We start from the raw sequence: 10,919 nt of genomic DNA on the forward strand, positions 1-10,919 counted from the left end.
GGCTCTCCGCCGTTTCGGACGCTGCTCATGACGACCGCCGCCTCACCGCCCGACGTTTCCGGGCTCGCCGTGCACGTCTTTGGACCCCAGTCGGCGCCGGTGGCGATGGTGTTCTTGCACGCCAACGGCTTCAGCGCTGGAACCTACCGCGCCCTGCTGGGCCCGCTGGCGACCGATCTGCGGGTCGTGGCTCCGGACCTGCGTGGCCACGGGGCGAGCCGATTACCCACCTCGACGACCGGGCGGAGGGATTGGTCTGACCATGCCGAGGACGTGGCGACGCTGCTGGATGGGCTGAAGCGTCCAGTGGTGCTGGCGGGCCATTCGATGGGCGCCACGATCGCCGCTCTGGTCGCCCACCGACGGCCGGGCAAGGTGAGGCGTCTCGCCCTGCTCGATCCGGTGGTTATGCCGCCGGTCGCCTCGCGGCTGCTGACGTTGCCGCTGATCGGGCGGGGGGCGCGACGGCATCCCTTCGTGGCGGCGGCCTTGAGACGGCGGGACCGGTTCGCCAGCCGCGAGGCGGCCGTCGAGGCCTATCGCGGGCGCGGGGCCTTTCGCGGCTGGCCGGAAGAAACCCTGCGCGACTATGCCGACAGCGCCTTTCTTGATGACGGCGACGGCGTCCGCCTGGCCTGCTCGACCGAATGGGAGGCTTCCAACTACGCCGCCCAAGGCCATGACGCCTGGCGGGCGATCCGGCGTTCCCCGGCCCCGGTCTCGATCCTGAAGGCCGAGAGCGGGTCGACGTTTACCGCACCCAGGGCCAGCCTGCCGAACGCGGCCGTCGAGACCCTGGAGGGCGCGCGGCACATGTTCCCTCTCACCCATGCGGAACCGACGCGCGCCTTTCTCGCACGCGCTCTGATCTAGCCCGGTCTGAGTTCCGAGACATCGCGCATGGAGGCGCGGGCCCGGGGCCGGCTTGACGACGGTTCCGGCGCGCGTTCGACGGCGGCGGTCAGCGCCTCTGTCAGCGCCGCCAGTCGGGATTTCGAGGTCAGGCGGCGACCGTCGGCGGCCACCACATAGAAGCTGTCGACCGCCCGTTCGCCGAAGCTGGCGACGTGGGCTGACCGGATCGACAGATCCTGATCTGCAATGACCCGGGCCAGGTCGGCCAGCAGACGCGGCCGGTCGGCGCCGGAGACCTCCACCACCGTGGCCGCCTCGCTGGTTTGGTTGTCGATCATCACCACCGGCCGCACGTCAAAGGCGGCCCGCCGCGCGGAGGGCGTGGGGTCGCCGCGGCGGCGCGGAGCTGACTCGCCGCGCGCGACGCGCTCGAGGTCCGAGACAAGCGCCTTCAGCCGGCGCGGCTCGGCCCGGCCGTAGGGGGCGCCGGCGCCGTCCTGAATCAGGATCCGGTCGAGCACGGCTCCGTCCGGCGCTGTCTGCAGCCGGGCGCCCACCACATCGGCCCCGGCCGAGGCCATGACCTCGGCGATCTCGGCGAACAGGCCGGTTCGGTCGCGAGCGGCGATGGCCACCTCGGTGGCGTCGACCTGACCGGGCCGGGCCAGCACTGCGCCGCCCGAAGATTCGGCGCGCGCGACCAGGGCCAGCTGCTCAGGATCCGGCTCGTCCGTGGGCGCATCTTCGCCGCGGAACAGCGCCTCGGTGGCGGCGTAGAGCTGCCGCATCAGCTGGCCCTTCCAGCCGTTCCAGACGGTCGGCCCGACGGCGCGGATGTCGGCCACGGTCAGGACCAGCAGCATCCGCAGGCGCTCGGGATCGCCGACCAGTTCGGCGAAGGCGCGCACGGTGGCGGGGTCGGAGGTGTCGCGCTTCTGGGCGAAATCCGACAGGGCCAGATGGTGGCGCACCAGCCAGGCGACCAGCTCGGCCCGGCGCCGGTCCAGCCCCAGCCGCTCGCAGGCGCGCCGCGCGGCGATCTCGCCGTCCTCAAGCTGTCCCCGGTCGCCGCCCTTGCCGACATCGTGCAGCAGCATGGCCAGCATGAGCACCTCCGGATCGGCGATGCGGTGCACGATGACCGAGGCCAGGGGGTGGTCGTCCTTCAGCTTGCCCCGGGCGATGTCATTGATGACGCCGATGGCCTGGAGCGTGTGCTCGTCGACCGTATAGGCGTGGTACATGTTGAACTGGGTCTGGCCGACGATCCGCCCCCATTCCGGCAGGAAGCGGCCGAGCAGGCCGGTCTCGTTCATGATCGAAAGGACCCGATAGGGTCTCTGTCCGTGGGCAAGCACCTGCAGAAAGGCCTCGCCTGCCTCCGGATCGCGACGCAGCGCCGGGCTGACCAGACCCAGCGATCGGGTCACCGCCGAAAAGGCGTCGGGATGCAGGTCGAGGTCCTGGGCGTCGGCGGCGGCGAACAGGCGGATCAGCCGCGTGGGGTCCTCGGAAAAGACGTCAGGCCCGGCCACGGTCAGGCGGCCGCCCTCGGCGACGAAGGCGGGGTCATCCAGAAGCTTTCGGCGACGCGGGATCAACCGGGTCAGGTCCAGCCTGGCCAGGCCGCCCGCCTGTTTCTGGCCCCGCGCCTCCAGCTGGGCCGACACCGCGCGGGTCAGGGCGCCGACGTCGCGGGCGACGATGAAATAGCGGCGCATGAAGCGTTCGACCGCCGGCTCGTCGCCGCGTCCGCGCCAGCCCATGCGCCGCGCCACCTCGGGCTGCAGGTCAAAGGTCAGCTTTTCCTCGGCTCGGCCGGATGTCAGGTGAATATGACATCGGATCGACCACAGGAAGTCGAACGCCTCCCTGAACAGCCGCCGCTCCCGGCCCGTCAGCATGTCTCGCAGGGTTGCCTCGCCGAGAGGACTGTCCGGCGACAGGGAACGCGCGATCCAGAACAGGGCGTTGAGGTCGCGCAGGCCGCCCTTGCCATCCTTTACGTTGGGTTCGACCCGGTAGCGTACCGCCCCGGCCTTCTGATGGCGCAGGTCGCGTTCGGCCAGCTTGGCGGCGATGAAGGGCCGCGGGTCGGCCTTCTCCACCTCGCGACGGAAACGGGCCAGGAAGCTGTCGCCCAGCTCGGTGTCCCCGGCGATCACCCGACCTTCCAGCAGGGCGGTGCGGACGGTCATGTCGGAACGGGCCAGCTTCAGCCCTTCGTCGACCGATCGCACCGCCGATCCGACCTTGGCGCCCAGGTCCCACAGCACATAGAGCATGAACTCGGTCAGGGTCTCGCTGCGAGCGGTTGTCTTCCACGGGCGGAGGAATACAAGGTCGAGATCCGAGAAGGGGGCCAGCACGCCCCGGCCATAGCCGCCGACTGCGAGCACGCTGAGCCGTTCGGCCTCGGTCGGATTGGGCGCGGGATGCAGATGCTCGGCGGTGAAGCGCCACAGGGTGTCGATCACCCCGTCCGCCGCCGCCGCATAGAGCCGCGCCACCTCGACGCCGGGCACCCCGGCCTCGAGTCTGGCCCGAGCCTTGTGGCGCGCGGCATCCCATTGCTCGAAGAGAATGGCGGTGATGGCGGCGCGGGGCTTGGCCGACCGGGCGGCGTCGGCGAGGACGACGTCGTCGCTCATCGGCCCCCCGCCATCACGTCTCAAGCCCCTTCAGCCGATACAGCGCCTCCAGAGCCTCTCGCGGCGTCAGGTCGTCGGGGTCGATGTCGGCCAGCGCCGTCTCGACCGCCGAGGGCTTAGCGGGCGCATACGCCGCGGTGGTCTCGGCCAGGGCGAACAGCGGCAAATCCTCCAGCCGGGCGGGCGCCGACTTCTCGGTCTCGAGCCGCTCCAGCACAGACTTGGCGCGGGCCACGACCTTGGGCGGGACGCCCGCCAGCCGCGCCACCTGGACGCCGTAGGAGCGGTCGGCCGCGCCGGGGTGGGCCTCGTGCAGGAAGACCAGCTCGCCATTCCATTCCCGCGCCCGCATGGACAGGTTGCAGACATGGTCCAGCCGGTCCTCCAGCGCCGCCAGCTCGTGATAGTGGGTGGCGAACAGGGTGCGGGCGCGGTTGGTCTCGTGCAGAGCCTCGGCGGTGGCCCAGGCGATGGCCAGGCCGTCCCAGGTGGCGGTGCCACGGCCGATCTCGTCCAGAATGACGAAGCTGCGCTCGGTCGCCTGGGTCAGGATGGCGGCGGTCTCGACCATCTCCATCATGAAGGTGGAGCGGCCCCGCGCCAGATCGTCGCCGGCGCCGATGCGGCTAAACAGCCGATCGATCATGCCCAGCCGCAACCGCGCCGCCGGCACGAAACAGCCCGCCTGGGCCAGCACGACCAGCAGGGCGTTCTGACGCAGGAAGGTGGACTTGCCCGCCATGTTCGGTCCGGTGACCAGGGCCAGCCGCGCGCAATCGGCGCCCGAGCCGTCAAGGCGGCAGTCGTTGGGCGTGTAGGGCAGGCCCTCGCGCGTCACCGCCGCCTCGACCACAGGATGGCGGCCGGCCTCGACGACGAAGATCAGGCTGTCGTCGACCTCGGGACGGACGGCGTTTGTCTCCTCGGCCCATTGGGCGAGGGCTGTGGCGACGTCCAGTTCGGCCAAGGCCTCGGCGACGGCGCGCAAGGGGCCGGCCAAAGCCTCGACGCGGGCCCGCCAGGCCTCGAACATCTCGGACTCGATCGCGAGGCAGCGTTGCCCTGCCTGGCTGATCTTCGCGTCCAGTTCCGATAGTTCTACGGTTGTAAAGCGAACCTGACTAGCCAGCGTCTGACGGTGGATGAAGGGATTGGCCTCGCCGTCCTCGCGCCGCGCGGCCAGCAGGGGCTCGGCGTGTTTTGCGGTGGTCTCGAGGAAATAGCCGAGTACGGCGTTGTGGCGAACCTTGAAGGGCACGCCGGCGTCGGTCTGGGCCCGTTGTTCGATCTCGACCACGACCTTGCGGCTGTCGTCACGCAGGGTGCGCTGGGCGTCGAGCTCGGGCCGGAATCCAGGCCGGACCAGGCCGCCATCGCGCGCGAGGTGCGGCGGCTCTTCGACCAGACCTTCATACAGCTCGGCCAGGAGGGCGCCCGTGTCTGGTGTCGGGCCCAATGCCGCCAGCAGCGTGGAAAGGCCAGCTGGCGGAGGAGGGTCCAGGGGGCCGGGACCCGCGACCTGTCCGGCCAGCCGCTCAGCCACGGCCAGGGCAGACCGTACGGCGGCTAGATCGCGGGGGCCACCGCGCGACAGGCACAGGCGGGTCACCGCCCGAGCCATGTCAGACGAACCTGACAATGCGTCTCGTACATCGCGACGGAGCGGCCGTCGTTCCAGCCACCAGTCGATCACATCCAGCCGGCCGGCGATGGCTGTGGGATCGGTCAGAGGACGCGCCAGCCGTTCGGTCAGGGCGCGGGCGCCGCCGGCGGTGACGGTGCGGTCGATCTGATTGAGCAGGCTGCCCTCGCGGCCGCCGTCCTGGGCGCGGTCGATCTCCAGCCCCGCGCGGGTGGCCGGATCGATCGCCAGCCGCCCGGCGTCCTCCGCCCGGCGCGGCGGCGACAGGGCCAGGCGTCGTCCCGCCTGGGTGGTTTCCAGATAAGCGGCGGCGAGGCCGAGCGCCGAAATCTCGGCCGGCTCGAAGGCTCCGAAGGCGTCCAGCGCCTTGACGCCGTAGAGGGCGGCGATGCGTCGTTCGCCCGCCGCCGGGTCGGCCTGGGCCTGGGGCATGGACTGAACGACACCGCCCGACGCATTCAGCGCCGCCGCCAGATCGGGATCGGAGAACAGCCGGTCGGGGACCAGCACCTCGGACGGGCGGAAGGCGGCCAGGGTCGCGGCCAGGTCTTGGGGCGCGCAGCCGACCACCTCCACCGCCCCGGACGACAGCTCGACCACCGCCACGGCGGCTTGTCCCTTACGCACCGACACCGCCGCCAGCCGGTTCGCGCCACGCGCGTCGAGCAGACTGTCCTCGGTCAGGGTGCCGGGCGTCACCACGCGGACCACGCCCCTGCTGACAATGGCCTTGGAGCCGCGCTTCTTGGCCGCCTCCGGGCTCTCCAGCTGCTCGCAGATGGCGACTTTGAACCCCTGGCGGATCAGCCGGGCCAGATAGCCGTCCATGGCGTGGACCGGCACCCCCGCCATCGGAATGTCCTGATCCCGGTGCTTGCCGCGCTTGGTCAGCGCCAGGCCCAGCGCCTTGGCCGCGACCTCGGCGTCATCGAAGAACAGCTCGAAGAAGTCGCCCATGCGAAAGAACACCAAGGCGTCGGGCTGTTCCTGCTTGGCCGCGATGAACTGCGCCATGACCGGCGTCGCCCCCTCGGGCGACAGGTCATAGGCGGACTGGAGCGTGGGCGGGGGGACGTGAGCGTTCATGGGCCGCCAGAGGATGAAGGCTCAGGCGCATGGCCTCAAGCGGCTTGATGCCGCCGTCGAAACGGTCCACAGGCGGCTCCGGCGGTTAAGGGAACGCGGTCAGACACCGCGGCTGTGCCCGCAACTGTAGGCGGCGAGGCCGTCGTCCGATCCGGTGCATCGCATCGGGGCCACTGGATCTCTTCGGAAATCCGGGAAGGCCTGGACGACGGTTGACGACCCGCAAGCCAGGAGACCTGGCCGCCGACGTCGCTCGTCCGCTGTCCGGGACCAGACAGAGACGCGGGGACTGATCCGTCGAAGCGACCCGACCACGCGACGTTATGGCCTCCCGGCCGTGGCGGGTCGGTCGCTTTTCATCGCCCCGGGCGCGCGCTGTCGCCAGGGGCCTGAATGGAGACGGGACAGATGTCCGCCACCCTCATCACCGCGCTCGCTGTCCTGGCCGGCGCGCCCACTGACGACACAACGGCCCTGCCCGAGATCGTCGTCACCGCCACCCGCGTCGATGGTCTGGTCGCCGAGACGCCCGGCGCCCGGGTCATCACCGAAGAACGCATCCAGCAGCGCGGCGCGGTCTTCGCCGCCGACATCCTGGCCGATGTGCCCGGCCTGTCGGTGGTGCGCACTGGGGCGTTCGGAGGCGTCGCCCAGGTCCGGATGCGCGGCGCTGGGGTCGGCAAGACCCTGGTCCTGATCGACGGCGTCCCCGTCAACGATCCGGCCGATGTCTCGGGCGCCTATGACTTCGCCGGGCTGGACCTGGGCGGGGTCGAGCGGATCGAGGTGCTTTCGGGCCCGCAGTCGTCGCTGTGGGGATCGGACGCCATCGGCGGGGTGATCGCCTTCACCACACGCGAGACCGAAGGCATCGAGGCCCTGGCCGAGGCGGGCAGCTTCGACACCGTGCGCGGGCGGATCGGCGTGGGCGTGGCCAAAGAGGCCTATGCGGTGTCCGGCTGGGTCTCCCGGTTCGACACCGACGGCATCTCGGCCGCCGACGAGGCGGATGGGAATACCGAGGACGACGGCTTCACCAACACCTCGGCCGGCCTGCGCGGGCGGGTCGAGCTCAGCCCCCGTGCCGGACTGGACGCCGCCGTGCGCTGGAGCGAGAGCGACGCCGACATCGACGGCTTTCCGGCCCCCAGTTTCGCCTTGGCCGACACCGAGGACAGTCAGTCGTCGGAGCAATGGTCCGGATACGGACGATTGCGCCTGAGCGCCTTGGGTCTGGATCATCAACTGAGCTGGTCGGCGTCAGAAATCGATCGCGAGATCCGTTCGGACTTCCCCAGCGTCTTTTCCGGCGAGCGCCGGGTGTGGCGCTGGCAGGCGGACGGTCAGGCGGGGCCGGCGGCCTTTGCCTTCGGGGCCGAGCGCGAGGACAGCGAGGCTTCCCTGTCCAGCGGCCTGTCCGACGAACTGGGGACCACCTCGGTCTTCGCCACGGCGCGGGGCGACCTCACGCCGCGCCTGAACCTGTCGGGCGCGCTCCGATTCGATGACACGGATGACTTCGGCTCCGAGACCACCGGGCGCGTCTCGGCGGCCTACGATCTGGGCAGGGGTCTGATCCTGTCGGGCGCCTACGGCACGGGCTTCAAGGCTCCGTCGATCAGCCAGGCGGTCTGCGACTTCTGCTTCTCCGCCGAGCCTTTCCCGGTACTGCGCCCCGAGCGGGCCGATGGGGTCGAAATCGCCCTGGGTTGGCAGGCGGCGGATGGCCGGGCGTCCATGCGGGCCACCCTCTATCGCCTCGAGGTCGAGGACCAGATCACCTATGTCACCGATCTGACCACCTTCGACAGCGTCTACGTCAATATCGACCAGACCCGCACCGATGGCATCGAGCTGGAGGGCCAGACGATCCTGGGCCGCGGCTTCGACCTCACCCTGGCCTACGCCTGGACGGATGCTGTTGACGAGAGCGACGGCAGCCGTCTGCTGCGCGTGCCGGAGCATTCAGGTTCGGCCACCCTGGGCTGGACCGCTGACCGGCTGTCGGCCGCCCTGACGGTGCGGGCCGAAAGCGATCAGGACGATGCGGGCGGCGTGCGTGACGGCTTCGTCACCGCCAATCTGAATGGCGGCTGGCGGGTCACTGACAAAGTCGAGTTGACGGCGCGGATCGAGAACCTGGCCGACGAGCATTATCAGCAGGTGCTCGGCTACGGTGAGCCGGGGCGCAGCGCCTATGTCGGGGTCAGGCTGCGCTACTGACCCGACGCGCCGTCGGCGCCTCGGTCAGCGAGAAGGCGCCCCAGTCGATCTGGGGCGCCGGCTGGCCGGCCGCCGCCATCACGGCGCGCAATTCGGCGGCCGAACGCGCGCCGATCAGCACGACGGAGACATGTTCAAGGCCCAAAGCATAGGCCAGGGCTGCCTGCATCGGGTCCAGCCTCGCCTCGGCCAGGCGCAGGCGCACCCGACTGACGGCGGCGCGGGTCTGGCTGTCCGGCGCCTCGAAGCCCATGGCCTCGCGCGGCCCGAACAGCAGGCCCCTGGCGAAGACGCCCGAGACCCGGACCTCGCAGCCCAGCTCGGCCAGTTCGGCCAGCACGCCGGCCCGCTCGGCCCGCTGATCCAGCAGGCCGCAGGGAATTTCGACCACATCGGGCAGAAAGCGCCGCGCCATCAGGGCGGGGCCGTCGTCCATGGTCAGCTTCAGCCCGACGCGTTTGAACAGACCGCGCGCCTTCAGCGCCTGGCAGCGGTCCCACAGGGCGCGGCCCTCGGAGCCGGCCAGGTCATCGGCCGCCTGGACCATCAGCACATCGCCGCGCGGCAGCCCCATGCGTTCGAGTGAGCGGCGGGCGCGGGCTTCGACCCGGTCCAGCCCCTCGCTGATCGGCAGGGTGCGGACGGACACCGAGAAGGGCGAGGGAAAGGGCCAGGCCTGACCCAGCTGACGTTCCGCCTCGCCGCCCGGTCGCACGGCGACGCGGCTGACGCCTCCGTCGGCGGCGGTCTGGAGCAGGGTGCGGACCAGATCCTCGGCCGGCTGCGGCTGGCCGCCGATCACTGGACGCGCCTCGGCGGTCGCGACGCTGATCGCGAGCTTGGCGCAGGGGTGAGGATCGGACGGGCGGATCACGATGCCGATAGTGACCGGCAAAGTTTAAGGACCGCTGATCGAAACCCTTACCGGTCGTTACCGGGAAAGCCGTGTTCGGCCAGAGGGAGGAAAACGGAGAAGACCGTCCCCGCATCCTTTCGGCTCTCGACCGACAGCCCGCCGCGGTGGCGATTTATGATGTGTTTGACGATGGCGAGACCCAAGCCCGTGCCGGACTTCTCGCCGCTCTTCTGGCCCTCGACCCGGTAGAAGCGCTCGGTCAGGCGCGGAAGGTGCTCGCGCGCCATGCCGGCGCCTCGGTCCCGCACGGTAATCAGGGCGTAGGTCGCCTGACGCTGGCGGTCGGGGGTGACCAGCGGCAGCCGCGACAGATCGGAGTCTCGTGGCTCCAGCGCTTTGTCGTGCGTCAGCGGACTGGCCAGGGTCAGGATGACCTCATCCCCGCGCGGCGAATATTTCACCGCGTTGTCGACCAGGTTCTGGACCACCTGCACCAGCTGGTCGCGGTCGCCGACCACCCGGATCGGTCCGTCCGTTTCGTCCTTGAAGGTCAGGTCGGAGCCGCGCTGGGCGGCGATCTGGGTGGTGGCGTCGATGACGTCACGGATCACGGCTCCGAGTTCCACCTCACCCGTGGGTGGGACATGCTCATTCATCTCGATGCGGCTGAGCGACAGAAGGTCGGCGACCAGCCGGCTCATGCGGTCGGCCTGCACGCTCATGATGCCGAGGAAACGCTCACGGGCGATCTCGTCGTCGCGGGCCGGACCCCGCAGGGTTTCGATAAATCCGGCCAGAGCCGACAAGGGGGTGCGAAGTTCGTGGCTGGCGTTGGCCAGGAAATCGACCCGCATCGCCTCCATGCGCCGGGCGTCGGTCTCGTCGCGGAGTCGGACCACGGCGCGTGAAACGCCGTCAGCGGGCAAGGGCGCGGTGTAGGCCCGCCAGAACCGCGTCTGCGCCCCCCCGGTTTCGTAGTCGGTGACGCGCGCTGCGCCGCCGAACAGGGCCTCGTCGATGGCTTCCAGGACCGCGGGGTCACGCACCGCGGCAGCCAGAGCCGCACCTTGGCGCGATACCTTCAGCACGCTGATGGCCTTTGCGTTGGCGAAACGGATGCGGCGCGCCGACAGGTCGGCGGGATTGGTCGCCTCGACCACCAGATGCGGATCTGGCAGTCCGTCCAAAGCCGCTTCCAGCAGGTGAGGGCCCTGTGGGACCTCGATCGAGGAAGCGGCGCGGGCCAGGGTGTCGGCCCGAGCCCGGGTCAGACGCTGCAGGGCGGCCCCTCCGATCAGGCCCAGCCCCAAGGCGATGGCGATTTCGACGCGGCCCGCCAGTCCGACAACCACGACGGCGACAGCGGCCGCGCCCCATAGCCACGTCGTGCGGCTCAGACGCGGAGGACGGCGAGGCGGCGACAGTTCTGTGGGCATGTCGAATCGCGACGGGGGCGGATGATCCGGAGACAATGACGCGAGCGACATGAGGGGTCGAGGCTGGAGACGGTCCATCATGATGGCGGCCGCATGCGACGGACGTATGACCCGCGCCTACGCTTTGTTCATCTGGGCGTGGTTGTGTGTCGGTCTCTGACGCGTGGGGG

The 10,919-nt window shown here is 70.3% G+C and carries 6 protein-coding genes and 1 riboswitch; of the genes, 2 read left to right on the forward strand and 4 right to left on the reverse strand.

The window, feature by feature from the left end; genetic code table 11:
- Positions 1–27: 27 nt before the first annotated feature.
- On the forward strand, positions 28–873 hold the full coding sequence (locus EES48_RS10140; RefSeq protein WP_122466379.1) for an alpha/beta fold hydrolase: 846 nt from the start codon (positions 28–30) through the stop codon (positions 871–873).
- On the opposite strand, the gene glnD is transcribed toward EES48_RS10140, so the two are convergent.
- Positions 870–3,506, reverse strand: a complete 2,637-nt coding sequence (gene glnD / locus EES48_RS10145; RefSeq protein WP_122466382.1) for a [protein-PII] uridylyltransferase — start codon at positions 3,504–3,506, stop codon at positions 870–872. The two genes, EES48_RS10140 and glnD, sit on opposite strands and share 4 nt — an antisense overlap.
- A 13-nt stretch (positions 3,507–3,519) precedes the next feature.
- Complete coding sequence (mutS, locus tag EES48_RS10150) at positions 3,520–6,234, reverse strand: DNA mismatch repair protein MutS (RefSeq protein ID WP_122466384.1); 2,715 nt, start codon at positions 6,232–6,234, stop codon at positions 3,520–3,522.
- 57 nt (positions 6,235–6,291) lie between these two features.
- A riboswitch (cobalamin riboswitch) is annotated at positions 6,292–6,492 on the forward strand.
- Between the two features lie 150 nt (positions 6,493–6,642).
- Between mutS and EES48_RS10155 the strand changes: the two genes are divergently transcribed.
- Positions 6,643–8,457, forward strand: a complete 1,815-nt coding sequence (locus EES48_RS10155) for a TonB-dependent receptor plug domain-containing protein (RefSeq protein ID WP_122466387.1) — start codon at positions 6,643–6,645, stop codon at positions 8,455–8,457.
- Here the strand turns inward: EES48_RS10155 and EES48_RS10160 are convergent.
- Both EES48_RS10160 and EES48_RS10165 read right to left on the reverse strand, forming a co-directional pair.
- The gene (locus EES48_RS10160) at positions 8,441–9,331 is read right to left on the reverse strand and encodes an aldo/keto reductase (RefSeq protein WP_240623314.1); all 891 of its coding nucleotides are present in this window, start codon (positions 9,329–9,331) and stop codon (positions 8,441–8,443) included. The genes EES48_RS10155 and EES48_RS10160 overlap by 17 nt on opposite strands.
- 47 nt (positions 9,332–9,378) lie before the next feature.
- The gene (locus tag EES48_RS10165) at positions 9,379–10,749 is read right to left on the reverse strand and encodes a sensor histidine kinase (protein ID WP_122466389.1); all 1,371 of its coding nucleotides are present in this window, start codon (positions 10,747–10,749) and stop codon (positions 9,379–9,381) included.
- Between the last annotated feature and the right edge of the window lie 170 nt (positions 10,750–10,919).

It is taken from the genome of Brevundimonas lutea (genome assembly GCF_003704105.1).
Classification (GTDB): Bacteria; Pseudomonadota; Alphaproteobacteria; order Caulobacterales; family Caulobacteraceae; genus Brevundimonas; species Brevundimonas lutea.

Excerpts from the sequence above, each read along its gene's own strand:
- EES48_RS10140 (WP_122466379.1), top strand. The coding sequence starts at position 28 with ATGACGACCGCCGCCTCACCGCCCGACGTTTCCGGGCTCGCCGTGCAC.
- glnD (WP_122466382.1), bottom strand. The coding sequence starts at position 3,506 with ATGAGCGACGACGTCGTCCTCGCCGACGCCGCCCGGTCGGCCAAGCCC.
- mutS (WP_122466384.1), bottom strand. The coding sequence starts at position 6,234 with ATGAACGCTCACGTCCCCCCGCCCACGCTCCAGTCCGCCTATGACCTG.
- EES48_RS10155 (WP_122466387.1), top strand. The coding sequence starts at position 6,643 with ATGTCCGCCACCCTCATCACCGCGCTCGCTGTCCTGGCCGGCGCGCCC.
- EES48_RS10165 (WP_122466389.1), bottom strand. The coding sequence starts at position 10,749 with ATGCCCACAGAACTGTCGCCGCCTCGCCGTCCTCCGCGTCTGAGCCGC.